The sequence below is a fragment of the Roseomonas genomospecies 6 genome, assembly GCF_008365375.1.
In the GTDB taxonomy this organism is placed as follows: domain Bacteria; phylum Pseudomonadota; class Alphaproteobacteria; order Azospirillales; family Azospirillaceae; genus Azospirillum.
This window is the reverse complement of the sequence record NZ_QOKW01000008.1, coordinates 174,446-199,551: the sequence shown is the minus strand read 5'-3', so window position 1 is coordinate 199,551 and position 25,106 is coordinate 174,446. Positions and strand designations below refer to the sequence as shown.

The 25,106-nt window shown below is 67.3% G+C and carries 25 protein-coding genes; 11 read left to right on the top strand and 14 right to left on the bottom strand.

Annotated elements, in window-relative coordinates:
- Window positions 1-50 precede the first annotated feature (50 nt).
- The 3 genes from DS843_RS12995 to DS843_RS12985 are packed head-to-tail and all read left to right on the top strand — an operon-like array spanning window position 51 to window position 3,260.
- Window positions 51-1,331 (top strand): efflux RND transporter periplasmic adaptor subunit, encoded by a 1,281-nt coding sequence (locus DS843_RS12995; protein ID WP_149469309.1) that lies wholly within the window; start codon window positions 51-53, stop codon window positions 1,329-1,331.
- A 10-nt stretch (window positions 1,332-1,341) separates the two neighbouring features.
- Window positions 1,342-2,055: an ABC transporter ATP-binding protein gene (locus tag DS843_RS12990; protein ID WP_149469308.1), complete on the top strand. Its 714-nt coding sequence runs from the start codon at window positions 1,342-1,344 to the stop codon at window positions 2,053-2,055.
- Window positions 2,055-3,260 (top strand): ABC transporter permease, encoded by a 1,206-nt coding sequence (locus DS843_RS12985; protein ID WP_149469307.1) that lies wholly within the window; start codon window positions 2,055-2,057, stop codon window positions 3,258-3,260. The genes DS843_RS12990 and DS843_RS12985 overlap by 1 nt, the downstream gene beginning before the upstream one ends.
- 116 nt (window positions 3,261-3,376) lie before the next feature.
- Here the strand turns inward: DS843_RS12985 and DS843_RS12980 are convergent, their stop codons facing one another.
- Genes DS843_RS12980 through DS843_RS12970 form a run of 3 tightly spaced genes read right to left on the bottom strand, consistent with a single transcriptional unit; the run spans window position 3,377 to window position 6,045 of the window.
- On the bottom strand, window positions 3,377-4,399 hold the full coding sequence (locus tag DS843_RS12980) for an ABC transporter substrate-binding protein (protein ID WP_149469306.1): 1,023 nt from the start codon (window positions 4,397-4,399) through the stop codon (window positions 3,377-3,379).
- A gap of 26 nt (window positions 4,400-4,425) precedes the next feature.
- Window positions 4,426-5,199 (bottom strand): ABC transporter permease, encoded by a 774-nt coding sequence (locus DS843_RS12975; protein WP_149469305.1) that lies wholly within the window; start codon window positions 5,197-5,199, stop codon window positions 4,426-4,428.
- Between the two features lie 3 nt (window positions 5,200-5,202).
- Window positions 5,203-6,045 (bottom strand): ABC transporter ATP-binding protein, encoded by an 843-nt coding sequence (locus DS843_RS12970; protein WP_149469304.1) that lies wholly within the window; start codon window positions 6,043-6,045, stop codon window positions 5,203-5,205.
- A 233-nt stretch (window positions 6,046-6,278) separates the two neighbouring features.
- On the opposite strand from DS843_RS12970, the gene DS843_RS12965 reads away from it, so the two are divergent.
- Window positions 6,279-6,983, top strand: a complete 705-nt coding sequence (locus DS843_RS12965; protein ID WP_149469303.1) for a GntR family transcriptional regulator — start codon at window positions 6,279-6,281, stop codon at window positions 6,981-6,983.
- An 18-nt stretch (window positions 6,984-7,001) separates the two neighbouring features.
- On the opposite strand, the gene DS843_RS12960 is transcribed toward DS843_RS12965, so the two are convergent.
- Window positions 7,002-7,400, bottom strand: a complete 399-nt coding sequence (locus DS843_RS12960) for a nuclear transport factor 2-like protein (protein WP_149469302.1) — start codon at window positions 7,398-7,400, stop codon at window positions 7,002-7,004.
- Between the two features lie 79 nt (window positions 7,401-7,479).
- Here DS843_RS12960 and DS843_RS12955 point away from each other — a divergent pair, with 79 nt between their 5' ends.
- Window positions 7,480-8,715: an amidohydrolase family protein gene (locus DS843_RS12955; protein WP_149469301.1), complete on the top strand. Its 1,236-nt coding sequence runs from the start codon at window positions 7,480-7,482 to the stop codon at window positions 8,713-8,715.
- An 84-nt stretch (window positions 8,716-8,799) separates the two neighbouring features.
- Here the strand turns inward: DS843_RS12955 and DS843_RS12950 are convergent, their stop codons facing one another.
- On the bottom strand, window positions 8,800-10,782 hold the full coding sequence (locus DS843_RS12950) for a calcium-binding protein (RefSeq protein ID WP_149469300.1): 1,983 nt from the start codon (window positions 10,780-10,782) through the stop codon (window positions 8,800-8,802).
- Between the two features lie 113 nt (window positions 10,783-10,895).
- Here DS843_RS12950 and DS843_RS12945 point away from each other — a divergent pair, with 113 nt between their 5' ends.
- Complete coding sequence (locus tag DS843_RS12945; RefSeq protein WP_149469299.1) at window positions 10,896-11,315, top strand: hypothetical protein; 420 nt, start codon at window positions 10,896-10,898, stop codon at window positions 11,313-11,315.
- On the opposite strand, the gene DS843_RS12940 is transcribed toward DS843_RS12945, so the two are convergent.
- The 6 genes from DS843_RS12940 to DS843_RS12915 form a co-directional block, all read right to left on the bottom strand.
- Window positions 11,304-12,383 (bottom strand): hemerythrin domain-containing protein, encoded by a 1,080-nt coding sequence (locus DS843_RS12940; RefSeq protein WP_149469298.1) that lies wholly within the window; start codon window positions 12,381-12,383, stop codon window positions 11,304-11,306. The two genes, DS843_RS12945 and DS843_RS12940, sit on opposite strands and share 12 nt — an antisense overlap.
- 293 nt (window positions 12,384-12,676) lie before the next feature.
- Window positions 12,677-15,055: a glycoside hydrolase family 31 protein gene (locus tag DS843_RS12935; RefSeq protein ID WP_149469297.1), complete on the bottom strand. Its 2,379-nt coding sequence runs from the start codon at window positions 15,053-15,055 to the stop codon at window positions 12,677-12,679.
- 52 nt (window positions 15,056-15,107) lie between these two features.
- Window positions 15,108-16,409 (bottom strand): TRAP transporter large permease, encoded by a 1,302-nt coding sequence (locus DS843_RS12930; protein WP_149469296.1) that lies wholly within the window; start codon window positions 16,407-16,409, stop codon window positions 15,108-15,110.
- A 31-nt stretch (window positions 16,410-16,440) separates the two neighbouring features.
- Window positions 16,441-16,950 carry a TRAP transporter small permease gene (locus DS843_RS12925; protein WP_149469295.1) on the bottom strand — a complete coding sequence of 170 codons (510 nt, stop codon included), beginning with the start codon at window positions 16,948-16,950 and terminating at the stop codon, window positions 16,441-16,443.
- A gap of 54 nt (window positions 16,951-17,004) precedes the next feature.
- Window positions 17,005-17,997, bottom strand: coding sequence for a TRAP transporter substrate-binding protein (locus tag DS843_RS12920; protein ID WP_149469294.1), 993 nt, complete (start codon window positions 17,995-17,997; stop codon window positions 17,005-17,007).
- 14 nt (window positions 17,998-18,011) lie between these two features.
- A complete protein-coding gene (locus DS843_RS12915; RefSeq protein WP_149469293.1) occupies window positions 18,012-19,874 on the bottom strand; it encodes a glycoside hydrolase family 2 protein in 1,863 nt (620 codons plus the stop codon).
- A 194-nt stretch (window positions 19,875-20,068) separates the two neighbouring features.
- Here DS843_RS12915 and DS843_RS12910 point away from each other — a divergent pair, with 194 nt between their 5' ends.
- A complete protein-coding gene (locus tag DS843_RS12910; RefSeq protein WP_149469292.1) occupies window positions 20,069-21,160 on the top strand; it encodes a LacI family DNA-binding transcriptional regulator in 1,092 nt (363 codons plus the stop codon).
- 5 nt (window positions 21,161-21,165) lie between these two features.
- Here the strand turns inward: DS843_RS12910 and DS843_RS31180 are convergent, their stop codons facing one another.
- Together DS843_RS31180 and DS843_RS12905 are read right to left on the bottom strand one after the other, a co-directional pair.
- Window positions 21,166-21,309 (bottom strand): hypothetical protein, encoded by a 144-nt coding sequence (locus DS843_RS31180; protein ID WP_167525289.1) that lies wholly within the window; start codon window positions 21,307-21,309, stop codon window positions 21,166-21,168.
- A gap of 46 nt (window positions 21,310-21,355) precedes the next feature.
- A complete protein-coding gene (locus tag DS843_RS12905; RefSeq protein ID WP_149469291.1) occupies window positions 21,356-21,868 on the bottom strand; it encodes a ferritin-like domain-containing protein in 513 nt (170 codons plus the stop codon).
- 189 nt (window positions 21,869-22,057) lie between these two features.
- Here DS843_RS12905 and DS843_RS31175 point away from each other — a divergent pair, with 189 nt between their 5' ends.
- Complete coding sequence (locus tag DS843_RS31175) at window positions 22,058-22,228, top strand: hypothetical protein (RefSeq protein ID WP_167525288.1); 171 nt, start codon at window positions 22,058-22,060, stop codon at window positions 22,226-22,228.
- A gap of 61 nt (window positions 22,229-22,289) precedes the next feature.
- Here DS843_RS31175 and nirK read toward each other — a convergent pair whose 3' ends face one another.
- On the bottom strand, window positions 22,290-23,366 hold the full coding sequence (gene nirK, locus DS843_RS12900; RefSeq protein WP_149469290.1) for a copper-containing nitrite reductase: 1,077 nt from the start codon (window positions 23,364-23,366) through the stop codon (window positions 22,290-22,292).
- 264 nt (window positions 23,367-23,630) lie between these two features.
- Between nirK and DS843_RS12895 the strand changes: the two genes are divergently transcribed.
- From DS843_RS12895 to DS843_RS12885, 3 genes are all read left to right on the top strand, one after another.
- Window positions 23,631-24,239 (top strand): cytochrome c oxidase subunit 3 family protein, encoded by a 609-nt coding sequence (locus DS843_RS12895; protein WP_149469289.1) that lies wholly within the window; start codon window positions 23,631-23,633, stop codon window positions 24,237-24,239.
- Between the two features lie 3 nt (window positions 24,240-24,242).
- Complete coding sequence (locus DS843_RS12890) at window positions 24,243-24,518, top strand: cytochrome C oxidase subunit IV family protein (RefSeq protein WP_149469288.1); 276 nt, start codon at window positions 24,243-24,245, stop codon at window positions 24,516-24,518.
- A gap of 128 nt (window positions 24,519-24,646) precedes the next feature.
- Window positions 24,647-25,099, top strand: a complete 453-nt coding sequence (locus DS843_RS12885; protein ID WP_149469287.1) for a c-type cytochrome — start codon at window positions 24,647-24,649, stop codon at window positions 25,097-25,099.
- The last annotated feature ends 7 nt before the right edge of the window (window positions 25,100-25,106 follow it).

The window sequence follows — 25,106 nt, the reverse complement described above, 5'->3', positions numbered from 1 at the left end:
TCTCCATCCTTGAACGACCTTTCTCGAACGCACTGGCGGAAGAGGTCGCGATGACTGGGCTCTTGCCGCGGGAAGCGGCGGCGGACATTGATGCTCTGCTGGGGCCGGACCGTCCGTCCCCGAACGCTTCGGGGGCGGTGCGCATCGGGCGAAAATGGCTGCTCGCCATCCTTCTGATCGCTCTGGCGGCTGCGGGTGTGTACGTCCTGCTTCGCTCCTCCGCCGACAACATCCGCTACGTCACCGAACCGACGGTCCGCGGCGACCTGCACGTGATCGTCACCGCGACCGGCAGCGTCCAGCCGACAAGCCAGGTCGAGGTTTCGAGCGAGCTGTCCGGCACCGTGCGCCGGGTTCTTGTCGATTACAACAGCGTGGTCGCCGCCGGTCAGATGCTGGCGGAACTGGACACCGACAAGTTCAAGGCCAGCGTCGACAGTTCCCGCGCCAGACTGGCCGCCGCCAAGGCGAAGGTCGTCCAGGCGGAGGTCACCGTCGTCGAGACCACGCGCGATCTCGACCGCAAGCAGGCGTTGGTCAGCACCCGCGCCGGCACGCTTCAGAACCTCGACGTGGCGAGAGCGCTCCATGACCGGGCCGTGGCCGCTCTGGCAAGCGCACGAGCCGATGTCGGTGTGGCCGAGGCCGAGCTGACGCTGAATGAATCGAACCTGCACAAGACGGGCATCGTTTCGCCAATCGACGGCATCGTCCTGAAGCGCAACATCGATCCCGGCCAAACCGTCGCCGCCACGCTTCAGGCGCCGGTCCTGTTCTCCATCGCCGAAGATCTGCGCCGGATGGAGGTGCAGGTCGACGTGGACGAGGCCGACGTCGGGAAGGTGAGGGAAGGACAGTCGGCCCGCTTCTCCGTCGATGCCCACCCCGATCACCATTTCCCCGCCGTCATCCGCGAACTGCGCTACGCCCCGGAGACGGTGCAGGGCGTCGTGACCTACAAGGCCATTCTCACCGTGGACAACAGCGCCATGCTGCTGCGTCCGGGCATGACCGCGACGGCGGAAATCGGTGTGCAGGACGTGGCGGGCGCGCTTCTCGTGCCCAACGCCGCCCTGCGCTTCACGCCGCCGGTGGAGGCGGCGGGCCAGGGCGACCTGCTGAAACGGATGATGCCCGGCATGCCGCAGTTCCGTTCCCCCAGTCCGCACGAGGCCAGCGGCCCGTCGCGCACCGTGTGGACGCTGCGGGACGGCGCTGCGGTGGAGGTGCCGGTCATCACCGGAGCGAGCGACGGCCGGAGAACCGAAATTCTCCAAGGAGACCTGATGGAGGGCGCGGTCGTGATCGTGGACACCGCCCCGCCCCCTTGAGGAGGGCGGCATGCCCAGAAACGGCGAGCCGCCCCTCATCGAGTTCGAGGGTGTGAGCAAGGTTTTCGGCAGCGGCCCAGCCGCCGTCCCGGCGCTGAACGCGGTCGATCTGAGCATCGACCGGGGGGAATTCGTGGCGATCATGGGGCCGTCCGGGTCCGGCAAGTCGACGGCGATGAACATCCTCGGCTGCCTCGACGCCCCGACCTCCGGCACCTATCGCTTCATGGGCGTCGATGTCGGCCGCCTGAACCGCCATCAGCGCGCTCTGCTCCGCCGCCGCTACCTGGGCTTCGTCTTCCAGGGCTTCAACCTGCTGGCCCGCACCAGCGCCGTGGAGAATGTGGAGCTTCCTCTGGTCTACCGAGGCATTCCCACGACCGTCCGCCGCCGGCTCGCGCGGGAGGTTCTGGCGCGTGTCGGGCTGGAAGGGCGCGAGGATCACACGCCGGGCGAGCTGTCCGGCGGCCAGCAACAGCGTGTCGCCATCGCCCGCGCCATCGTCACCGACCCCGCCGTTCTGCTGGCCGACGAGCCGACCGGCAATCTCGACAGCCGGATGAGCCTGGAGATCATGAACCTTCTGGTGCGGTTGAACCGCGAACAAGGCATCACCGTCATCATGGTCACGCATGAGCCGGACATGGCCGCCCACGCACGGCGCATCATCCGGTTCGTCGATGGCCGCATCGACAGCGACGCCTCCAGCGAAAGGGCCGCGTGATGCTCGTCGAAGCCGTCAAGCTCGCGCTCCAGGCGATCCGCCGCAACGCGCTGCGCTCCTTTCTCACCGTGCTCGGCATCATCATCGGCGTCGGCGCCGTCATCGGCATGGTGACCATCGGCAACGGCACCACCGCCCGGATCACCGCCGACCTCGCCAAGCTCGGCACCAACCTGCTGTTCGTGCTGCCCGGACAGGTCGGTCCCGGACGCGCCAGTTCCGACGCCAAGCCCTTCAACAGCCGCGACATCGAGGCGATGCGGGCGCAACTGGCCGGCGTTCAGGCGGTTGCGCCGGTGGCGCAAAAATCGGTGCCGGTGATCTACGGGACGGAAAACCGCAACACGGTGGTGACGGGCACCGACAGTGGCTATTTCGTCGTGCAGAATTGGGCGCTGGCACGGGGGCGCGGCTTCTTCGAGGGCGAGGAGCGCGCCGGGCGTGCCGCCTGCATCATCGGCCAGACCGTCCGGGAGAAGCTGTTCGGTCGTGCCGATCCCGTCGGCGAGACCATCCGCATCCACAACGTCTCGTGCGAGGTGATCGGCCTTCTCGAGGCGAAAGGGCAGTCGAGCTTCGGAACCGACCTGGACGACACGGTGCTGATGCCTCTGCGCGCCTTCCAGCGGCGGATCGCTGGAAACATGGACATCGCGCGCGTCTACGTCTCGGCCCGGAACGGGGTCGATACGGCCAAGGTGCAGACCGGCATCGAGCGCCTGTTGCGGGAGCGGCGCAACATCACCCCCGGCAAGGAGGATGATTTCTCCGTCCGCGACATGAAGCAGGTCGTGCAGGCCACCGCCGGAGCGACGGCGGTGCTCACCGGCCTTCTGGGCGCGGTGGCGGCGGTCAGCCTGCTGGTGGGCGGGATCGGCATCATGAACATCATGCTGGTGTCGGTGACCGAAAGGACGCGGGAAATCGGGATACGCCTCGCCATCGGCGCGTTGGAGGGACAGGTGCTGATGCAGTTCCTGGTGGAGGCGGTGGTGCTGTCCCTGTTCGGCGGCATCTTCGGAATCGCCTTGGGGCTCGGGCTGGCGGTCGTGGCGACGGCGGCGCTGAACGTTCCCTTCATCGTCGATCCCTTCATCACACTTGTGGCGTTCGGCTTCTCCGCCGTGGTTGGAATCGTCTTCGGCTACATCCCGGCCCACCGCGCGGCCCATCTCGATCCGATCCAGGCGCTGCGCCATGAATGACGATTCCGTCCGTTCAGGCCGGTCAGGCTATCGAAGTTCGGGGTTCAGGCTGGAGCGCGGCGCAGCGGCCGGGAGTGGCGGCCGGCTGTCCGCTTCCAGCATGCCGGTTCTCGCGGTCAGTTGGCCTTGTAGGTGAGCTTGCGGTCGGCCAGCGGCGGCAGGAACTGGCGGGTGAAGATCTGGTCCGGCTTCGGCGTGGCGGTCAACTGATAGCCTTCGACCATGATGCCGATCGAGCGGGCGAGGCGGGCGTCGTCCACATCGCCGAGGCCGAGCTTGTCGACTTCGGGCGACAGGATGAGCCGCTCGTAGGAGAACGTCATGCGGGCGCGTTCAAGGTCTTCCTTGGCCAGATTGTCATAGGCGAGGACCGCCTTCACCCCAGCCTCGGCATCCACGCCGATCTCCACCGCCGCCTTGTTGACCGCGCGGACGAGGCCGGCAACGGCGGCCGGGTTTTCCTTGATCAGCTTCTGGGAAACCATCATGCCGTTGGAATAGAGATCGAGGCCGAACTCGCCGAACAGCAGCCAGTTGTAGTCCTTGGCAGGGTCCTGACGGTTGTTGATCAGGTTGAACCAGCTTGTGATGTTGAAGACCAGGGCACCGTCGATGTCGCCCTTGATCAGCATCGGCTCCTGCAGGTTCGGTCCCATGTTCTCGATGGTGACCTTGGTCATATCGACCTTGTTGAGCGTGCCGAGCACGGCCACGAGGCGGGTGGTCGGGGTGCCCTGGGCGCCGCCCAGCTTCTTGCCGACGAGATCCGCGGGCTTCGTGATGTTGGTCGTCTTCTTCGAGACGATCGCGAAGGGCGGCTTGTTCCAGAGCTGATAGACCATGATCGGCACATCGCCGGGGCGGGTCGCCGCGTTCTGGATGATCGCGTTGATGTCGCCGAAGCCGGCGTCATAGGCACCCGACATGATGCGGGTCACGGTGGCCGCCGACCCTTCGCCCTGGTCGATGGTGACGTTCAGCCCTTCGGCCTTGAAGTAGCCCTTCTGCTGCGCCAGCAGGAAGGGAGCGTCGGAGCCCTGGGTCTTCCAGCCGAGCGTGAACTTGATGTTGGTTTCGGCCAACGCCGGCCCGCTCAGACAAAGACCCAGCGCAAGCGTCGAGAGAAGCTTTTTCAACATGGTAGGTTCCGTTCCGGGGTGAGGGTTCAGGCGGAAGCAAAGCCCTGCCGACGGGTGGCCCAGCCGGTGACGCGCGCCTCGACAAGCGAGAAGGCGACGTAGAGCAGGATGCCGAGGGCGGCGAGCAGGAAGAGGCCGGCAAAGACCAGCGGCACGTCGAAGTTCGAGGAGGCCGTCATCATCACGTTGCCGATGCCCTTGTTGGAGGCGACGGTTTCGGACAGCACGCTGCCGACGAAGGCGAAGGTGACGGCGATCTTCAGCGAGGCGAAGAAGAAGGGCATGGTGCGGGGCAGGCCGACGTTCCAGAGGATGTCGAGCTTGCTGGCCCCGAGCGACTTCAGGACGTCCTCCAGTTCCGGCTCGGTGGTGGCAAGGCCGGTCGCGATGTTGACGACGATCGGGAAGAAGCACATCGCCAGAGCGGTGAGGATGGCCGGCGTCGCCCCCGATCCGAACCACAGCACGAAGATCGGCACCACGGCGACCTTGGGGATCGAGGAAAAGCCGATCAGCAGGGGATAGACCGTGTCGTAGGCGGTGCGGGAGACGCCGATGGCCGCCCCGATGATCACCCCGACGGTGACGCCCAGGATGAACCCGACCATCGTGGTCCAAAGAGTCTGCAGCACATGGGGCCAGAGGACGCCGAGGCGGGCGAACAGCGTCGCGAAGACCTGGGTCGGGCGGGGGAGGACCAGATCGGAGACCTGAAGGGCGAGGCAGAGGAATTCCCAAGCCGCGAAGAAGCCGAGGATGAGCATGGCGGCCCAGAGGCGGCGGCGCAGTTCGTAGCTCATGGCTCAGGCTCCCCGGATGGCGGTGTCGGTGCGCGCATCGATGATGAGGTCGCGCAGGCGCTGATTGAGGGCGACGAAATCGGAGTCGAAGGTCATCTGGATCGTGCGCGGGCGGGGAAAATCGACGGCGCTGTCGTCGATGATGCGGCCGGGGCGGGCGCTCATTACGCAGATGCGCGAGGCGAGGAAGCCCGCTTCCTTCAGATCATGGGTGATGAGCAGGACGGTGGGCCTGCGCTTCAGCCACAGGGATTGCATCGTCCCCCACAGCTCCTCGCGCGTGAATTGATCGAGCGCGCCGAACGGCTCGTCGAGGAGCAGCAGGCTCGGTTCATGGATGAGGGCGCGGCAGAGGTTCGCGCGCTGCAGCATTCCGCCCGACAACTGCCAAGGGTAATGTCCGGCGAATTTATCAAGCCCGACATCGGCCAGCAGGGCATGCACCCGGTCGCGGTATTCCGTCCTGCGCTTGGCCCGATAGTCGGAGCGGAAGGGCCGCACGATCTTCAGCGGCAGCATGACGTTCCGCTCGATGGTCAGCCAGGGCAGCATGGTCGGATTCTGGAAGGCCATGCCGATGCGCAGGGCCTTGGCCCCCACCTCGCGCCCGCCGACAACGACGGCCCCCCGGGTCGGTTGCAGCAGGCCGGCCGTCAGCCGCAGGATCGTGGACTTCCCGCAGCCCGACGGGCCGACCAGAGCGACAAATTCGCCTTCGGCAATCCGAAGGTTCGTCTCCTGCAGGGCCGCAACCGCCTTGCCCGGCTTGCCGAACGAAACGGCGGCCTGCGAAAGCTCGACGGCGATGGGGGAGCGGCCTTGCTGGATGGCTTGGGATGGGGACATGCGACGCACCTCGTGACGGACTGATCGATTGTATGCAACAGGTGCGCCAGTTTCCGGGTCGGGCCGGGCTCCGCATCCGGGGTGACAAACTCTTGGCAGGAAAAAGTGTGTACAATCACTGCATGCATTTCATTTGTGCAGGGTGGTGAGGCTGTTGCATCCAAATGCGGCACTTGGCGCGTTGAATTCCCGCCCGACCTCGCTTATGCAAGGCGGGGCAGGAGAAGGCGGTGATGGCCGAGGAAAAGCGTTCGACGAAAACCGGAGGCGACCGTGTCGCGGTGATCTGCACAGCCCTGCGGCGTGCGATCATCGAACGGGCGCTTTCGCCAGGAGACCGGCTGCCGGAGGATTCGTTGGGCGAACGCTTCGGCGTCAGCCGGACCATCGCCCGCAGCGCGCTCGGGCAATTGGCGGCGGAAGGCCTTGTCGACCTGCGCCGGAACCGCATCGCCGTGGTTGCCGTGCCGTCTTTCGAAGATGCGCGGGACATCTTCGACATCCGGATCGATCTCGAACGTCAGGTCGTCCGGCATCTGGCCGGCAAGTTGACCGAAGCCCAGGTGAAGCAGTTGAAGGCCATCGTCGAAGCCGAACATCAGGCCCGGCATGGCGCCGAGGGGATTTCGATCCGCCTTGCGACGGAATTCCATGTCCGGCTGGCGGAAATGACCGGCAAGCCCGTTCTGATCCGCTATGTGACGGAGATCTGCTACCGCGCGGGATTGTCATTGGCGGTCTTCAGCCGGCCCCATTCGTCCGAATGCGCGGTGAATGAGCATCTGGATCTGATCGAGGCGATCCGCACCGGTCCTGCCGACAAGGCCTGCGCCCTCATGGATGAACATCTGGAGGCCGTGGCCTCCCGCGCGCTGCTGCAAAGTTCAGGGGCCAGGAGCCGCGATCTCATGGATATCCTGGCGCCCTATACCGAATAAAGGCGCCAGGAATTAGGGTCAGCGGGTGCAGGAGGGATCGAGTATCCATTCGGCGCTGTCGTTCCAGACATCGGTTTCGACGATCAGCCCGTCCCGCACCACGAAGCGGTCGACATAGCGGTTGTTGTCGAAGGGCGTGCCGTCCGGCCAGGCGCCGTACAGATAGCCGAGGCTGTAGACGATGGTTTCCGTCTCGCCCGGCACCACGTCATAGCGTTCGATCCGCTTCTTCACCCATTTGTATCGGGCGGCGTTGAAGCCGGTCGGCCCGCTCGGCGTATCGAAAACCCGATGCCCGGTGAATCGGCAGATGAAACCCGGGGCCACATGTTTCGCCGCGCGCACGGGATCGGGGGCCATGGAGGCATCCAGGTAATCCTTCACGGCCTGCAGATCGCGTTCGGTCCTCTCACTCATTGGAAGCTCCGCAAGTGTCGTCATGGTGGCATCGAAAGTGCATACGATTACCGAATGCAATTGTCACGCCGGATTTGAGATGCCTCAGAACCAGACTTTCGATCTTCTCGTGCGCAACGCCCGCCTGAGGGGAAGGCAAGGCCCGCAGGATATCGCGGTCAGGCAGGGAAGGATCGCCGCCATCGGCCCTGTCTTGGCGGGCACAGCCGCCCTCGAGGAGGACGCCGGCGGGCGTCTCGTCCTGCCGGGGCTGGTCGATACGCACATCCATCTTGATAAATCCTGCCTGCTCTGCCGGTGCCGCGATGCCGGCGGCGGGCTCAAGGGGGCAATCGCCGCGGTTTCCCGCCTGAAACGGGAGTTCACGATCGAGGATGTCTACGATCGCGGCGCCCGCACCCTGGAGCGCGCGATCACGCAGGGCACCATGCACATGCGGGCCCATGTGGAACTCGATCCGCTGGTTGGCCTGCGCAGTTTCGAGGCCATGAAGCGGCTCAAGCGGGATTATGCCTTCGCCATCGATCTGTCGATCTGCGTCTTCCCGCAGGAGGGGATGACCCACGATCCGGCGGTCGAGCGGCTGCTGACCCAAGCCCTGGCGGAGGGGGCCGATCTGTTGGGCGGCTGTCCCTACACCGATGCCGATCCTTCCCTGCAGATGGAACGGCTCTTCGCCCTGGCGGTGGCGCATGACGTCGATCTCGATTTCCATCTGGATTTCGATCTCGATCCCACTTGGTCCCATCTGGAGGAGATTTGCCGGCGGACGATGGCGGCGGGCTGGCAGGGGCGGGTCGCCGTCGGCCATGCCACCAAGCTTGCGGCCATCGATGAAGCCGCGTTGCAGCGCATGATCGCGCTCCTGGCCGATGCCGGCGTGGCGGTGACGGCCTTGCCCGCGACGGATCTCTATCTCAACGGGCGCGATCTCAACCATCGGGCACCGCGCGGGGTGGCGCCGGTTCATCGGCTGGCGGAAGGCGGCGTCGCCGTCTCGGTCGCGACCAACAACGTCCTGAACCCCTTCACGCCTTTTGGCGACGGCTCGCTGATCCGGATGGGCAATCTCTATGCGAACCTCATGCATTTGGGCCCCGAACGCTTCGGCGATTGCCTCGATATGATCTCGACGGGAGCCGCCCGGCTGATGCGGATCGCGGACTATGGCATCACGATCGGCGGACGGGCGGATATGATCGTGCTCGACGCCGATGACGAGACCGACGCCTTCGGCGGGATGGCCGCGCCCCTCATGGGGTTCAAGCGCGGCCGCAAGAGCTTCGTCAGACCTGCGGCGACGCTGGTGCGGTAGCGGGAGCCCCCGCGACCCGCCATGGGGGGGGAGCGAGCCATGCCCCCCCTTTGGATCTCCAGGTTCTGGATCTCCAGGGCGGCCCTACCCGACGAAGAAATAGTCGGTTCCCTCGGCCATGCCGCTCATCGCCTTGACCGTCACGCTGCCGGTGGCCCAGGTGAAGACGGTGTCGCTGGCGCTCATGGCGACGGTGACGTCGCCGGCGCTCGAACCCTTGAAGACGAGGCTGTCGCCGGTCTCGAACCCGGTCACCGTGTCCTTGCCGTCGCCCGGCCAGAACCCGAACACGTCCACCCCGGCCCCGCCGTTGAGCAGGTCGTCACCCTTCCCGCCGACGATGAGGTCGTCGTCGTCGCCACCGTTCAGCGTGTCGGCGCCGAGGCCGCCCCAGAGCTGGTCCGCGCCCCCGTCGCCCCAGACCTGATCGTTCCCGGAGTCCGCGTAGATGATGTCGGCTCCCGCGCCGCCGCGGATCATGTCCTGCCCCTGGCCGCCGCGGATCAGGTCGTATCCCGTGCCGCCCTGGATCACGTCGTTGCCGTCGCCGCCCAATAGGAAGTCGTCCCCGCCCTTGCCGTCAACGGTGTCGTTGCCGCCGCCCGCCAGGATGCCGTCGGCCTTGCCGGTGCCGTTCAGGCCGGGGTCGTTCCCCGCCGTGCCGTTGATCATGTTCGACCCCGGAGGCGCCTTGGTGGGCGGGTTCGGGTCGGGTACGAAGGGAGCGTTGGCGGAAGGGTCCTTCGGCGTCGCGATCGTCTGGTCGGCGAAGGACAGGAACTCGACCCCGGTCAGAACGTCCACGTTCCCGGCGTCGGATGTGTGGCTGACGGTCGTCTGGGTGCCGGTGGTCTTGATCTCGTATGCGGACAGGTTGTCCGAGAACACCGCGTAATCCGTGCCGAAGCCGCCGTCCAGGACGTCCTTGCCGGGATCGCCCTGCAGGCGGTCGTCGCCGTCGCCGCCCTTGAGGGTGTCGGCACCGGCGCCGCCCTTGAGGAAATTGTCCTTGGCGTCGCCGGTGAGCGCATCGTCGCCGAGCCCGCCCCAGACGTCCTCGATGTTGATCAGGATGTCCTCGTCGGCACCGCCCACTTTCGCCGTGACGAACCCGGCGGTCATCGGCCCCGACAGGTCGATGGCCACCGCCGCCTCCTCGCCCTCGTAGGAGGCGACGTCCTTGCCGGCTCCGCCGTCCAGCAGGTCCTTGCCCTTGCCGCCCACCAGCGTGTCCTCGTTGGCGCCGCCGAACAGCCAGTCGTTGCCGTCTTCGCCCTTCAGGAGGTCGAACCCGGCGCCGCCCGCCAGCACGTCGCGGCCGAGCCCGCCGAAGAGGCCGTCGTTGCCGCCATAGCCGAACAGCAGGTCGTTGCCGGCGTTGCCGGTGAGGCCGTTGTCGTTCCCGTCGCCCTCGGTGACCGATTGCAGGCTCGGCATGGCGTAGGTGAGGCTGGTGTGTATGGGCAGGTGGTTGGGCGTGTGGACGATGTAGAACTCGCCGCCCTGCGCCTGTCCCTGGTTCACCGATTGGGGGAACTGGTGGATGCCCAGGTTCTGGAACTGCGCGGTGCCGCCCGCGCCGAGCGTTCCGTAGGCGTACAGCTCGTCCGCACCGGTCAGCCCGTGCGGGCCGCCGGGAACGACGCCCTTGGTGCTGTTGCCGCCGCCGACGACGGTGAAGGGGCCGAGCGTCGGGGTGGTCCAGGTCGGCGTCGCGGGCTCCTTTTCATGGAAGTGGGCGAAGGGCGGATGGACGCCGTCGGCGGTGACGTGGTTGCTGGAGACCAGGCTGGTCTGCATGCCGGTCCATTCCTTGCCCGTCGCATTGACCACGGTGGGGTTGGCGTAGACGTACAGGTGCTGGGCGTTGGCGGCGAGTTGGGAGACCTTCACCGCGACGGGGGCCATATCGTCGAACGTCGCCGTGTAGGCGACCTGTTCCTTGTTGTCCTTCTGGGCGTTCAGCAGCGTCAGGCCGCTGACGTCCGGCGATGTGTCGACGAACTGCCAGGCACCGCCCTGGAGGTTGGCTGTTTCCGTGGCCTGCGGCGTTGCTCCGTGCGACATGGTGCATCCTCCGGATGAGGTTGTCCCGACCAAGGGGGCGCCGCGGCGGACATGAGCCCGTCACGGCGGAGTGCTCCGGTTGGCCGGGGATTCGCGAGCATGGCTGCAATGACGTGGCCGCCGATGTGGAGCGCGTCATTGCATCGCCAGGATTTCCGCAAATACCGAAAGGTGGTCGACTGCTTCTCGTCGCCGGCCAGGGGGGCGGCGCCGTGATCCAGTTCGCACGCTGCCTGCCTCCGGCCGAAGCCCTCAGCCCGGATCTGATTGTCGCTGCCGGCGCAGACATGGCTCCGATCCCGCGGCAACTCATCGACGAGCATCGCATCCCTGAGGATTGGGATAGCCTGCCGGACGTCCAGGTCCGGTGCGCCTTTTCGGGACTTCCACGGCTGTTCGGTACCAATCTGAAGAACATTCCAGCCGTGACGCCGTATCTCGGTTCGGGTCCGGTCCCGAACCAGATCATGCCCATGGTGGAGGTGCAGGGCTTGAGCGAAACGGGCCGCCGGCGTGCGTGCCTATCGTCGTGAGCGCGGGTCGTTTCCCTTTCCGGGCGCGGTCTCACCATCGTCAGCAGCGTTCCGTGCCATGCCGCCCATGGCCCGCATGGCGATCTGGCTCAGCCGCGTGCCCGCTTCCATCATGGCTTGCGTTGTGTCCTGGACGTATCGGCTCTGCGCCTCGGCGAACTGGGTCGGGGTAACGCTTTGCGCGAGGCGTTGAGACGCGCGGAGGTTCGCTTCAGCGGACTTGTTCATCCAGTCCATCCAGGCGTTGACCGCCTCACGGGTGGCATCGGCGGCCACCATCGGCAGGACGGCCATGGTCCGTACAGCGGCGCCTGGCGGCTGCGCCGCGTCGGTGTAGCTACGGGCCGTGCGAACCATAGCCGAGGTCGACCGTTGCGCCGCTTGGCCGAAGAGGCCCGCCGCCTGACGCGAAGCTTCCGTAGCGACATCGGCTCCGGCCCGCGCCATCGCCCCGCTGGTCGTCAACGCCTGCACGCCGCTCTCCGTCATCGCCGTGGCTGGGCGCGTCAGCGCAGCGCTCGCTTCATGGATGCGTTGCTTCTCGGCATCCGCTTCCGCCTGCAGGCGCTCCGCCTCCTCGCGTTCGCGGCGTGCGGCGGCTCGGCGTTCCTCGGCTTCTTCCCGCTTGGCCTCGTCGACCTTGGCACGGCCAGCCTCCAGCCTCTCGGCCACCGCCTGCGCTTCCTCCTCGCTCAGTGCTTTGCGCACGGCGGGCAACAGCTCCTTGCGTTCGTCGCGGACGTGCTGCTGAAAGACCTTCCTCAGCGCCACAACCTTCTGAGCGAACCCCTCGTCGTCCTTGGGTGTGCGCTCCAGGTCGGACAGCAGCGCGCGAACCTGCCTGTTGTCGTTGATCGCGTCTGCCACCAGGTCCTTGGTTTCTCTATGCTTCTTTAGAACCGGAAAAAGATGTTGCTCCTCCAGCCGTGCTTGAACCTCCAGCTCTTCCTTCAACTCGGCCAGCAGCTTCTCACGGGTTTTCACCGCACCGCTGGAGGTGTCTGAAAGCTTGGCGAACAGTTCGTTTGCCTTGGCGGGACTGTTTTGAAGCAATTGCGTGATGGTCATCGCATCCTCCCAGCCTGTCGGGGCATCGCGCTCGCAGCATGATGTTGCGGCGCAGCACAGAATTAACTTGGGAGCCTTCCAACAGTTCCCCTCGCCAACGGAGGTCGAGCCTCCCATCGATCGAGTGGGGGGTGAACTGGTTCCCGATTTCGGGTCCGCCCTTCACCCTGGGCGAACCAAGCTTATCCAACTGTTCAAAAAGCGGGGATCACCCCAGGCTCGGGCAGCCCACGCACGCGATCGCGGATCACGATGCATGGGCGCCCGGCGGCTTGACCTTTTCGCCCGCAGGCTCAGAGCGGCAGGGTGCCGACCGCCGTGCAGTCCGCCTCTTCGATGGACAGGGATGTCCAGCGCGGTGCCCGACCACCGCCGCGGCTCATCGACAGGGAAGCCGCGTCCGTTCCGGTGATCGTCAGCAGGCAGACGGATTCGTCGCGGCACACGCTCTCCCCGTCGTCGTCGAACAGGGTCAGCGGGGCGTAGCCCTCCGGACCGGGGAAGCAGCGGACGGTCAGCGGCCCTTCGGTCCAGGACGGGGCGGGGCCGAGCGGCAGCAACGTGCCCGCCCGGACGAAGGCCGGGGCGACGCCCAGCGGTGCCGCCACGGTGACGCGCCCGCCGCCGTCGTAGCGCCGTCCGTCGCGCAGGTCGTACCAACCGCCGGGAACCTCCGGCAGCCAGACCTCCTGCTCCGTCCGGCCGGGATCGAGGACCGGAGCGACCAGAATCCGGTCGCCGACCATGGTGCTGTCCTCCTCCTCATAGGCGCCGGGCTGGTCGGGGAAGTCGTAGAACAGGGGGCGCATCACCGGGGAATGGTCGCGGTGCGCCCGCCACAGAAGCGTGTAGAGCAGCGGCACCAGACGCTCGCGCCAGTCCAGCGCGGCCTTCACCTGGGGCAGCATCTCCGGATAGGTCCAGGGCTCGGTGACGCTGCCGTCGTCGTTCCAGGAATGGATGGTGAAGCGCGGCCACCACACCGCCTGCTCGATCCAGCGCATCAGCAGTTCCGGCTCCGGGCGGGGACCGGCGAAGCCGCCCACGTCGTGGCCGTAGTCGAACAGGCCCGACAGGCTGAAGCCATGGCCCATGCGCAGGTTCCAGCGCAGCGTCTTCCAGTTCGTCCGGTTGTCGCCCGACCATGTCTGCACATAGCGCTGGAGACCCGGCCCGCCGGAGCGGGAGATCAGATACGGACGCTTGTCCGGCGCGTGCGCCACCTGCGCCAGATGCGAAGCGCGGATCATCAGGTGCGTCTGCACCGGGCGCAGCGTCGCCATGGTGCCGCCATGGCCGGCGACGTCGCAGACCGCCGCATCGTCCCAGATCTCGAACTCGTTGTTGTCGTTCCAGGTGGAGCCGATGCCGCGCTCCAGAAGCTCCTTCGTGACGTTCGCCATCCACCAGCGCGTGGTCGCCGGGTTGGTGAAGTCCAGATAGGCGCCATCGCCGCCCCAGAATTGGGTGATCTGGGGAGTGTCCGGGGCGTCGCTGTCGCGCACGAAGCCGCCGAAGCCCTGGACCTCGGCGAATTTCGGGTGGTCGTTCAGCAGCGCCGGCTTGATGTTGGCGACGAGATGGACGCCGGCTTCGGCGAACTTGGCGGTCACCGCCTCCGGATCGGGGAACTTGTCGCGGTTCCAGTGGAAGACGTAGCGCTTGTCGCCGATCATCGTGTAGCCGGACGACATCTGAAACGAGCCGCAGGGCAGGCCGTGCCGCTTCACCGTGTCGAGGAAGCCCAGCAGCCGCTCCCCGGCGTCCGGCGCGTCCGTGTACTGCATGGTCGAGCCGGAATAGCTGAGCGCCCAGCGCGGCCGGAAGGAGGTGCGGCCCGTCAGGGCGGTGAAGCCGGCCACCACCTCCGGGACGCTCGGGCCGAACAGGACGTAGCAGTCCAGATCGCCGTCCGACGCCTCGAACCGGATGAAGTCGCCGTGATAGGCGTCGATGGTCTGGCCCAGGTCGAAGACGGCGCGCGACAGGTTGTCGTAGAAGACGCCCACCGCCGCCCCGCCGCGCTCCGGGCGCACGCTGAGGCAGAAGGGGATGTGCTTGTAGAGCGGATCGCTCGTCTCCGCGTCGTAGCCGAGCGCGTCGGTCGTCCCCATGGCGAGGCGCCGCCCGCGCTTGTCCGTACCGCCGCTCTTGTCGCCGAAGCCGTGGTAGCGCTCGCCCGCGTGGCTGACCAGATGATGGGCGAAGCGGGGGGAGCGGTGGTCGAACAGATAGGGCTGCGTCGGGCGGTCGGCCAGCACGAGGCGCCAGCCGTCGCCCTCCGCCGCCGGCTCGTACCAGCGCAGAGCCAGGGGCGACCGCTGGACCACCACGCGCCAGCCGGGGGTGGTGACGGTGACGCAGTCGGCGCTTTCCTCAACCGTCGCGGGCGTGCCGGGGAAGCCGGTCAGGTCGCGGCGGTCGCGCCCGTCGATGGGGTCGGCCAGCGCGGGATCGGTCTGGCCCGACAGCTCGGGCGCCAGCGACCAGGTGCGCGGCGCGCGCAGCCCGCCCGGCCGTTCGATGAGGACGCGCGCCAGCGCGGACCCCAGCGGGAACAGCGTCAGGCGGTAGCCGCGGTCGAGGTCGAAGGCGATTCCCCGGGGGGCGGTCTCCGCTCCGTCGCGGGACGGGGCGGGCGCGGCCAGGGTGGCGCCGGTCAGCGTACGCATGGCGCGTGGACTCCTGATGTCATGAGGCCGGTTCCTGAGGACAGGGCGCGGCTTACTTGATGAGGCCGAAGAGGCGGGGCAGCCAGAGCGAGAGGCCGGGGACGTAGGTGACCACCAGCAGCGCCGCGGTGCTCCAGGCAAAGAGGGGGATCAGGGGCCGGATCACCTGCTCGATCGACACGCGCGCCACGGCGCAGCCGATGAACAGGGCGCTGCCGGTCGGCGGCGAGACGATGCCCAGGCACAGGTTGAAGACCAGGATCACCCCGAAATGGACGGGGTCCACCCCCAGCTCCGCCAGCACCGGCAGGAAGATGGGCGTGAAGATCAGGATGCCCGGCGTGATGTCCAGGAAGGTGCCCATCAGCAGAAGCACGATGTTGACCAGCAGCAGCGCGATGATCCAGTTGCCCGCCGCCGACTGCACCCAGTCGCCGATGATCTGCGGGATCTCGGCCAGCGACATCACGTAGGCCATCGCCATGGAGGTGCCGACCATCAGCGCGACCACCGACGTCGCCACGATGGTGTCCACCAGGATCTGCCCGATGTCGTCCATCGACAGCTCCCGGTAGGCGAGCGCCAGGGCCAGCGCGTAGACGACCGCGATGGCCGATCCCTCGGTCGCGGTGAACACGCCGCCGACGATGCCGCCGATCACCACCAGGATCAGCCCCAGGCTGGGCAGGGCGGACAGCACGGCGCGCGAGGACTCCGACAGCGTGGGGGAGGGCAGGCGGGCATAGCCGCGCTTCTTCGCCATCATCCAGGCCGGGATCATCACGGCCAGGCCCAGCAGGAGGCCCGGCAGATAGCCGGCGACGAACAGCGCCGCGATGGAGGTGCCGCCCGACACCAGCGAATAGACGATGAAGGCGCCCGACGGCGGGATCAGCAGCCCGGTGATGCAGGAGGAGATGTTGACCGCCGCGGTGTAGCTGCGGTCGTAGCCCGCCTTGTCCATGGACGGCTGCATGGTGCCGCCGATGGCCGAGGCGGCGGCCACCGCCGATCCCGACACGCAGCCGAACATCATGTTGGCGAGGATGGTGATCTGCGCCAGCGGACCGGGCATCCAGCCGACGAAGACCTTGGCGCAGTCGATCAGCCGCCGGGCGATGCCGCCCCGGTTCATGATCGACCCGGCCATGAAGAAGAAGGGGATCGCCAGCAGCGCGAAGCTGTCCAGCCCCGTGGCGATGCGCTGGGCCGTCACCGTTATCGCCGGCAGCGGCGGCATGATGGTCAGCAGCGCCGTGATGGAGGCGAGCCCGGTCGCGTAGGAGATGGGAACGCCGAAGGCCAGAAGAGCGACGAAGGCGGCGCTGAGGACGAAGGCGGGGGAGAGATCCATGGCTGCGTTTCCGCGACGGAAGGAGTGGGCTTCAATCGAGCGAGACGGCGTGGCTGGTCACGCCCGGCCCTTCGCGCAGGCTCTCCAGCAGGGCGATGGCCGTGTAGACGAGCGTCAGCACGCCGGACAGCGGTATCACGGCGTAGACCATCCACATCGGCACCTGGAGCGCCGGCGTCACCTGACCGAGCGTGCGCGCCTTGTCCACCAGCAGCCAGCCGCCGCCGCACAGGATCGTCACCGTGAACAGCGCGACCAGCGCGGCGATGGCGATCTCCACGACCCCGCGGGGCCGGGCCGGCAGAAAATCCACCAGCCCGGTGATGGCGATGTGGCCGCGGTTGCCCAGCACGTAGGCCGCCCCCAGAAGGCTGACCCAGATGAAGGCGAACCGGGCGATCTCGTCCGTCGCCGACGTCGAAACGTTGAGCGCGTAGCGGGCGAGGACCTGCCACACCACGCAGCCCAGCATGAGGATCGTCAGCGGTATGGTTATACCGAGCACGAACCGGTCGAGCGTGCGGTGGACGGTTGCCAGCATGGGTGCGCTCCTTATTTTCGACGCGGCGGGCCTATCGACGCGGCGGGCGGGACCTTACTTGACCGCCTGGATGCGGTCGGCGAGCGTGGCGAGGGCGGGGGTGGACTTCAGGTCGTCGTACATGGGCTGCACCACCTGACGGTAGGCCGCCTTGTCCGCGTCCACGAAGGTGACGCCCATCTTCACGGCCTCGCCCTCGGCCTTCTCCAGCTCGGCCTTCCAGCGGGCGTTGTGGGCCTTGGCGCTGTCGCGGGCCGCCTGACGCACCAGCTCCTGCTGCTCCGGCTTCAGCCGGTCCAGCGTGGCGGTGGCGATCAGCACCACGTCGGGCACGCGGGTGTGCTCGTCGCGGGTGTAGACCTTCATCACCTCGCCGTGGCGGGCCAGCGTCAGGGCGGTCACGTTGTTCTCGGCCCCGTCCACGACGCCGGATTGCAGCGCGGTGTAGACCTCGCCCCAGGACAGCGGGGTGGCGGTGGCGCCCAGCAGGTTGACCATGCGCGCGGCGATCGGGCCGGGCTGGACGCGGAGCTTCAGACCCTTCATGTCCTCCGGCTTGGGCAGCGGCTTGTTGGCGTAGAAGCTGCGCGTGCCGTTGTCGTAGTAGGCGAGGCCGACGAACGCCTTGGCGCGGCTGGCGGCCAGGATCTCGTCGCCCACCGCACCGTCGACCACCTTGAAGAAATGGTCTTCGTCGCGGAACAGGAAGGGCATGTCGTAGACGCCGAAGCTCGGCTCGAAGGCGGCGAGCGGGGAGGCGTTGGCGTGCACGAGGTCGAGCGCGCCGTTCTGCATCTGCTCGATCAGTTCGCGCTGCTGGCCGAGCTGGCCGGCGGGAAACACCTTGATGTCCAGGTCGCCCTTGCTGCGCTCGCGCACCAGCTTGGCGAACTCGTCCAGGGAGACGTCCACCGGGTGGCCCTTGGCCAGCCCGTGGCCGAGGCGCAGCGTGGTCTTGGCGGCGGCCGGCCCGGCAAGGGTCAGGCCCATGACGGTTGCGACGGCGGCGGCGAGAAGGGCGGCGTGGCGGCGGTTCAACGCGAACATGACGGTTCCTCCGGTTATCGTGATTTGGCTGGCTCGGTGTGCGGCGTCGCCTCGGCGTCGGCCATCGCCCGGTAATGCGCCGCGAGGACGGCGAAGGCGCGCTTGCGGGTGGTCTTGTCCTCGGCGATCAGTCCCTTGCGGTTCCAGCCGCGCTGGAAGGCGGTCTGCCGCCGCTCGGTGCGGAAATCGTAGAGAATCCAGGGCGTCATCCCGCGCACGTAGGATGCGGTGGCGAGGATGGCGAGCTGTTCGCGGTAGACCGCCTCCTGGCAGTCCTCGGTGAAGAGTTCGCGCTCACCGCCGCGCAGGCCCGCCACGGCGTCGGCCCCGAATTCGGAGATGACCACCGGCTTTCCGGGGGCGGAGTTGGCGAGCAGCCGGCGCAGCCCGTCGAAGGACGGTTCGTACCAGCCGAAATACTCGTTGAGGCCGATCACGTCGAGATGCGCGGCCAGACGGTCGGCGATGGCGAAGCGTTCCCGGTCGATCAGGCAGGCGGCGGTCACCAGCCGCGTCGGGTCCAGACGGCGCGCCAGCGCGGCCAGCCGCGCCATGAAGGACAGGCGGGCGTCGGTGTCGGCGTTCTCGTTCCCCACGCCCCACAGGATCGTGCCGGCCCGGTTGCGGTCGCGGGCGATCAGCTCCGCAAGCTGGTTCGCGGCGTCCTCGTAGGTGTCGGGGTTGGCGAAGTCGATGGCCCAGTAGACGGGGATTTCCGACCACAGCATCAGCCCCACCTCGTCGGCGATGGCCGCCGCGCGCGGGTCGTGCGGGTAGTGGGCGAGGCGCAGGAAGTTGCAGCCCAGCGCCTTGGCGTCCGCGTAGCGGCGGCGGATGTCCGCCTCGCCGCTGGTCTTGCCGTGCAGAAGGTCGTCCTCGTGCACCGACACGCCGCGCAGGGTGATGTCGCGCCCGTTGAGGAGGATGCGTTCCCCCGCCACGGCGATCTCGCGGAAGCCGATGCGGTCCGCCACGGAATCGGTGCCGAAGCGCAGGGTGACGCCGTAGAGGCGGGGCGAGTCCGGCGACCACAGCTCCGGGGCGAGGTCCAGTTCCACCCGGCCGCGCCCGCCGGAGACGGGAATGGGGGTGGGGGGCAGCAGCCCGTCGATGGCGACGGTCGCCGTGCCGTCCACCGGGTCGGACAGGGCGACGTCCACGGCGACGCGGCGGAAGCCGCTGCCCGGCACCAGCGCCACGCCGAAGTCCCGGATGAACACCGGCGGCAGCCGCAGCAGAGCAACGGAGCGGTACAGGCCGCCGTAGTTGAACCAGTCCGTGTGGCGCATCGGCACCCGGTCGCCCCGGCGCCCGTTGTCCACCTGAATCTGGAGACGGTTCGGGCCGGGGCGCAGATGCCCGGTCAGCTCGATGCAAAAAGGCGTAGAGGCACCGCGATGCGCGCCGAGGAAGGTGCCGTTCAGGAAGACGCGCGCCTCATAGGCGGCAGCGCCGACATGCAGGACGATGCGCTCCCCGGCTTCGCCCGGCGTGTGGTCCAGCGTCCGCGTGTACCAGGCCCCGCCCTCGTAATACCGCCATTCCGGGCGCAGCATGTTCCAGCAGGAGGGAACCGGGGCGGTCTGCCAGGAGCCGTCGTCGTAATCGCGCGGGACGGTCCACTCCGACGCCGGGACCGGCTCGTCGGCGTACCATGTCTGGCGCAACCCCTCGTCGTGGGGGTCGATGGCGAAGCGCCACTCCCCGTCCAGCGGTTCGACGGTCCGCCCGGCGACGGTCACCAGGATTGCAGCGCCCACCCGCCCGCGTGCGAAGGCGTCGGCGTAGCTCTCATCATGCAGATGGTCATATGGGTCCACGACCAGATGGTCGTATGGGTCCACGACCGTGGCGCGGTCGGCGCCTTCGGCTGGCATGAGCGTCTTCTCCCTCGTCCTTTTCCTTGCCCGGTTGGTGCCCGGGCTTCGGTGGGCGATTCGCCTCTCCCCCTATATCATGCCAGAGGGAAATCGATTACCCTTGCCGAAACAATAGGCGGGCGTGCATCTCTACGCAACCGGTTTTCACGCCGCCGCCCGACGCCACCCCCCTTGCGCAGACCGAGGTGCCGATGCCCCCGCCTTCCGACCGCAACCGAGCCTCGCGCACGGAGCGTGTGTCGCTCGCCCCGTCGCTCGCCCAGGTGGCGGCCCGCGCGGGGGTGTCGGTCGCCACCGCCTCCCGCGTCATCAACGGCGTGGCGAACAAGGCGACGGAGGAAACGGCGGAGCGGGTGCGGGCGGCGATCCGTGAACTCGGCTACCGGCCCGGCAGCGTCGGGCGGGCGCTGCGCCGCCGGGAAAGCCGGATCGTCGGCGTCCTGGCCGCCAACCTCGCGAACCCCTCGATGGCGGCCATCGCGTCCTCCATCGAATGGTCGCTGCGCGGGGAGGGGCTGGTGATGTCGCTGTGCGACACGCACGAGCGCGCCGACGTGCAGGACGAGTACATCCGCGAGATGCGCGCCCAGCTCGTCCGGGCGATGATCCTGGTGGGCGCGGTGGACAGCCCGGCGCTGGACGAGGCGCGGGCGGGCGGCGACACGCTGGTGTTCGTGAACCGCCCGGACCCCGGCGACCCGTCCTCGCCCTATGTCGGGATCGACAACGCGGGCGCCGGGGCGGAGATCGCCGACCGCCTGCTGGAGCGCGGGGTGCGCCGCATCGGAGTGCTGCACGCCTCGCTGGACCGCACCGCCGGGCATTGGCGTCTGTCCGGGCTGTTCGACCGGCTGGCCGCGGCGGGGGTGGACACGGCGGCCATCCCCTGCGCCACCGGGCCGGGGCTGGATCACATCGTGGTCGGCTATCACGCCATGGGGGCGATGCTGGAGCGTCCGGACCGCCCACGGGTGATCGTGTGCCTGAGCGATCTGCTGGCCTACGGCGCCTACCGCCGCGCGCGGGAAGCCGGGCTGGAGGTGCCGGGCGACGTGGCCTTCTTCGGTTTCGACGACAACCCGATCAACCCCTGGATCGCCGACTGGCTGAACTCCGTCCGCGTGCCGGCGGACCATTTCGGCCCGGCCATCGTCGGGATGCTGCACCGGCTCTGGGATGGGGAGCGTCCGGACCCGCTGCTCCTGACGCACCGGTTGACCATCCGGAACCGGCGCCTGCCGGGCGAATCCCAGCCCGGCCCGCCGGCCTCCTCACGAGGCTGACCCGCTCAGAAGACGAGCATGTACACGACGATCATGGCGATGATCGCGAGCGGGAGCCCGATCCCGAGCACATAGCGGCCGACATGCTCTATGCTGCCCTGGCGGGCCTGCGTGGCGTTCCGGGTGGGGGATGTCTTTCGATCGGCCATGGCGGTTCACCCCTTGTCTGAAATGTCCTGAACCCGGAAGCCGGCATCAATGGCTGGCCGTGGTTTCGCGCTGTTCCAGACTGATGTATTTGCGGGTGATCGGCTCGATCAGGTCCTTCATCCTCTGGGCCATGGCCTCTTCCTCCCGGAGCGACTGCTGAAAGCCCGAGACGTTGCGGTAACCGGCGGCCTCGGCGATGACGATCAGGGATTTGTAGGCGGCGATCTCGTAATTCTCGAACGCGTGGTTCGCAAACATGTTCTTGAGGATCTCGTCCTTGGCCGTGGTGTGCGCGATGGCCGCCACATTGCCCATGAGGCCGAAGATCGCCTCCTTGATGGTCGAAGGGGTCGCCTGCAACTCGCTCATCGCCTCCTCGATGCGGCGGCGTTGCTCCTCGGTCTCGCGGATGTGCGCGCGCAGGGCCTGCTCCAGCTCCGGGTAATTCTGGAGCCGCTCGACTTGGCGGTTCATGATCTGCAAGGCCTCCATCTCCAACGCATGCGTGTTGTGGAGGCCGGCAACAAGGATATCGCGTGTGGCGCTGGACGACGTCATGGGCTTCGAACTCCGCTGGAGCGACGGTCACCCGACGTCAACTGCGGAATTCCGGGATCGTTCCTGACGATGTTTTCGGAGCGACCACCATGGGAGAACCGCCAGCAACGGTGAGAGGACCGTCGTCCGCGCGTGTTGGAGAACGGTGGACGGCCCGCACCGGCCCGACTGACGAACGAGGATGACCCGATGGGCGAGAACCGCGACACCGATTCCAAACCGCAAACCGAGAAGGACACGGCAACCGGCAAGCCCGATGCCCAGCCGTCGGGAACGCAGCCGTCGGGAACGCAGGACGAGCTGACGAAAGCCCAGGAAGACGCCGCCCGGGAGCGGGCGGAAAACGGCGGCTATCAGTGACCGCCCGAAGGGGGGTGCCGCGACACGATTTCCGCGTCGCGGCATCCCCATCAGCGCAGGCTCAATGCTTCATCTCGCCGAGCTGCTTGCGGGAGTCGCCGCTCTTGTCGAGGATGATGCTGTCGTCCGGCTTGCCTTCGACCTCCAGGATGCCGATCAGGCCCTTGGTGGCGCGGCTCAGCGCGTGATCCACCAGCGCGTACTTGCCGGGATAATCGACCTTGAACTCCACCATCGTCGCCCCGCCCGGCGCCACCGTGACCGTCTGCACGTTCTTCAGCGGCGGGGAATCCAGGTCACCGAGATTGTGGACGCGGTCGAAGATCTCGCCGATGACATGGAACGACGAGGTGAAGTTCGGCCCGCCGACGCCGAACCAGATGCGCACGGTTTCGCCCACGTTGGCCTTCAACGGCTTGTCCTTCACCAGACCACCCACGGCGCCGTTGAACACCAGATAGCCGGGCTTCTCGTTCACAAGGCCGTCGTAATCGTCCTCCGCGGTCGGCAGGTTCTTCGCCTTGGCGGCGTAGATCTCCTGCTGCATGACGTAGAATTCCTTGTCGACCTTCGGCAGGCCGCCCTCGGGCTCCACCACGATCAGGCCGAACATGCCCTTGGCGATGTGCTGGGCAACCATCGGCGTGGCGCAGTGATAGACATAGACACCCGGCGCCATCGCCTTGAACGAGAACTCCTTGGTCTGGCCCGGCTCCGCCTGGGTGATCTGCCCGCCGCCGAGGAAGCCGGTGGCCGCGTGGAAATCCACGGAATGGTTCATGATCGACCCCGGCGCGTTCGTCATGGCCACGTTCACCGTGTCGCCGACGCGGACACGGACCATCGGGCCGGGGACCTTGTTGTTGAAGGTCCAGTAGGTGTAGGTCGTGCCGTCATCCAGCCGGGCTTCGACCTCGGTCGTGGTCAGCACGACGTTGTGCGTCTTGGGGGCGCGTTTGCCCGCCGCCTCCGGGGCCGGAACGGCCGCGGGGTCCTGGACGATGTCGACCGTCGGTTCCTTGACCTTCGGCTCGGCGTACAGCGTGGTGGCCGATGCGGCGCCAACCCCGGTCAGGGCCCCCGACAGGGCGAAGAGGGCGGCGGCGCTGACGGTGGCGAGGAAGGTCTTGGTTTTCATGATGCGATCCGGGAAGTGTGTTGCTTCTGGAGCGAACATCCCCGGTTCCGTGTCTTCGTTACTTGACGGCCGTCAAGAAGTTGAAAAAAGTTTGGCCCGCTTCTCATTTTTTATTTGGCTTACTTTTGTCCCAATTATGAAGGTTCGTTCCGCGGCGCGCCGTCATCGATCGGCTGCGGGCCGCGGGTTTGCCCCCGGGCAAAGACGGAAGCCGCACCCCGCCGCATGATCCCCTCCGGTCGTTATTCAAAAAGCGAGGGAAGAGTGACGGAGACACAAGCACAGCCGATGGGGCTCGGCGTGTCGCATGACGGGGAGGAGGACACGGGGGGCGCCGATTGGGGACCGCTGTCCAGCCTGCCCGGCAACCCGATGATGTGGATTCTCATCCTGGGGGAGTTGGCGGCCTTCGGCGCCATGTTCATCGGCTTCACGGTGGCGCGCGCCCTCGACCCCGCGGGCTTCGACGCCTCGCAGGCTCATCTCGACCGGCTTCTCGGCGGTCTGAACACCATGGTGCTGGTGACGAGCGGCTGGCTGGTGGCGGTCGCGGTGCGGCGCCGGGCCGTGGACCGCCCCCACCGGGGCGCCATGCTCGGCGCGATGGCGCTCGGCGCGGTGTTCCTCGGCATCAAGGCCGTCGAGTACGGTGACAAGATCGCCCAGGGACTCACGGTGGAGACCGACACCTTCTTCCAGCTCTACTATCTGATGACCGGCTTCCACGCGATGCACGTCGCCGCGGGGATCGTGGTCCTGGCCGTCGTCACGCGGTGGGACAGCCTGGAGAACATGGAGACCGGAGCCGCCTTCTGGCACATGGTGGACCTGATCTGGGTCCTGCTTTACCCCATCATCTATCTGCTGAGGTGAGCGATGACAGCCCTGACACGCACCTGGGCGGTCCTGATGACGCTCACCGCCTTTTCCCTGTGGGCCGGACGCGCCGGAGGCGATGGAAGCCTCGGCCTGCTCGGGGCCGGTCTCGTCCTCGCCGCCGCGAATTTCAAGGCCGACCAGATCCTCACCCATTTCCTGGATCTCAGGCGCGCGGGTCCCGGCTGGCGGACGCTGTTCCGCGTGATGCTCACTCTGCTCGGCGCCGCGATCTTCGGAATCCACGCCATCGCACCGATGATTGCAGCCGCTTGACCGCCGTCAAGGATAGCCAGACCAAATCAGTCAACTTTCTCCGGCATGACACACGGGCAGTGGGCGCACGGCCAGCGCTGCTCAAGGCCATCCGTTCCACGAAGGCCTGACCCAGGAGAAACGGACGCATGACGGAACGCTTCACCAAAGCGGCCGCCCGAAACATCTTTTACGGCGGATCGCTCTTCTTCTTCGCCGCCTTCGTCTCGCTGACGGCGGCAAGCCACATCTACGTCGTCAACACCGGCACCGACAGCAAGGGGCTGACCGACGGCGTCGCCCGCGGCAAGCATGTGTGGGAGAAGCACTCCTGCATCAATTGTCACACGCTGCTGGGCGAGGGCGCCTATTTCGCGCCGGAACTGGGCAATGTCTGGATTCGCTACGGCGGCGACAAGGACCCGGAAGGCGCACGCGCCGCTCTGGCCGGCTGGATGGCCGCCCAGCCCAGCGGGGTCGAGGGCCGCCGCCAGATGCCGCAGTTCAATCTGACGGAGCAGGAGGTCAACGACCTCGCCGACTTCCTGGAGTGGACCAGCCGCATCAACACCCAGAACTGGCCGCCCAAGATTTCCGGCTGACGAAGGA

Excerpts from the sequence above, each read along its gene's own strand:
- DS843_RS12995 (WP_149469309.1), top strand. The coding sequence starts at position 51 with ATGACTGGGCTCTTGCCGCGGGAAGCGGCGGCGGACATTGATGCTCTG.
- DS843_RS12990 (WP_149469308.1), top strand. The coding sequence starts at position 1,342 with ATGCCCAGAAACGGCGAGCCGCCCCTCATCGAGTTCGAGGGTGTGAGC.
- DS843_RS12985 (WP_149469307.1), top strand. The coding sequence starts at position 2,055 with ATGCTCGTCGAAGCCGTCAAGCTCGCGCTCCAGGCGATCCGCCGCAAC.
- DS843_RS12980 (WP_149469306.1), bottom strand. The coding sequence starts at position 4,399 with ATGTTGAAAAAGCTTCTCTCGACGCTTGCGCTGGGTCTTTGTCTGAGC.
- DS843_RS12975 (WP_149469305.1), bottom strand. The coding sequence starts at position 5,199 with ATGAGCTACGAACTGCGCCGCCGCCTCTGGGCCGCCATGCTCATCCTC.
- DS843_RS12970 (WP_149469304.1), bottom strand. The coding sequence starts at position 6,045 with ATGTCCCCATCCCAAGCCATCCAGCAAGGCCGCTCCCCCATCGCCGTC.
- DS843_RS12965 (WP_149469303.1), top strand. The coding sequence starts at position 6,279 with ATGGCCGAGGAAAAGCGTTCGACGAAAACCGGAGGCGACCGTGTCGCG.
- DS843_RS12960 (WP_149469302.1), bottom strand. The coding sequence starts at position 7,400 with ATGAGTGAGAGGACCGAACGCGATCTGCAGGCCGTGAAGGATTACCTG.
- DS843_RS12955 (WP_149469301.1), top strand. The coding sequence starts at position 7,480 with ATGCCTCAGAACCAGACTTTCGATCTTCTCGTGCGCAACGCCCGCCTG.
- DS843_RS12950 (WP_149469300.1), bottom strand. The coding sequence starts at position 10,782 with ATGTCGCACGGAGCAACGCCGCAGGCCACGGAAACAGCCAACCTCCAG.
- DS843_RS12940 (WP_149469298.1), bottom strand. The coding sequence starts at position 12,383 with ATGACCATCACGCAATTGCTTCAAAACAGTCCCGCCAAGGCAAACGAA.
- DS843_RS12935 (WP_149469297.1), bottom strand. The coding sequence starts at position 15,055 with ATGCGTACGCTGACCGGCGCCACCCTGGCCGCGCCCGCCCCGTCCCGC.
- DS843_RS12930 (WP_149469296.1), bottom strand. The coding sequence starts at position 16,409 with ATGGATCTCTCCCCCGCCTTCGTCCTCAGCGCCGCCTTCGTCGCTCTT.
- DS843_RS12925 (WP_149469295.1), bottom strand. The coding sequence starts at position 16,950 with ATGCTGGCAACCGTCCACCGCACGCTCGACCGGTTCGTGCTCGGTATA.
- DS843_RS12920 (WP_149469294.1), bottom strand. The coding sequence starts at position 17,997 with ATGTTCGCGTTGAACCGCCGCCACGCCGCCCTTCTCGCCGCCGCCGTC.
- DS843_RS12915 (WP_149469293.1), bottom strand. The coding sequence starts at position 19,874 with ATGCCAGCCGAAGGCGCCGACCGCGCCACGGTCGTGGACCCATACGAC.
- DS843_RS12910 (WP_149469292.1), top strand. The coding sequence starts at position 20,069 with ATGCCCCCGCCTTCCGACCGCAACCGAGCCTCGCGCACGGAGCGTGTG.
- DS843_RS31180 (WP_167525289.1), bottom strand. The coding sequence starts at position 21,309 with ATGGCCGATCGAAAGACATCCCCCACCCGGAACGCCACGCAGGCCCGC.
- DS843_RS12905 (WP_149469291.1), bottom strand. The coding sequence starts at position 21,868 with ATGACGTCGTCCAGCGCCACACGCGATATCCTTGTTGCCGGCCTCCAC.
- DS843_RS31175 (WP_167525288.1), top strand. The coding sequence starts at position 22,058 with ATGGGCGAGAACCGCGACACCGATTCCAAACCGCAAACCGAGAAGGAC.
- nirK (WP_149469290.1), bottom strand. The coding sequence starts at position 23,366 with ATGAAAACCAAGACCTTCCTCGCCACCGTCAGCGCCGCCGCCCTCTTC.
- DS843_RS12890 (WP_149469288.1), top strand. The coding sequence starts at position 24,243 with ATGACAGCCCTGACACGCACCTGGGCGGTCCTGATGACGCTCACCGCC.
- DS843_RS12885 (WP_149469287.1), top strand. The coding sequence starts at position 24,647 with ATGACGGAACGCTTCACCAAAGCGGCCGCCCGAAACATCTTTTACGGC.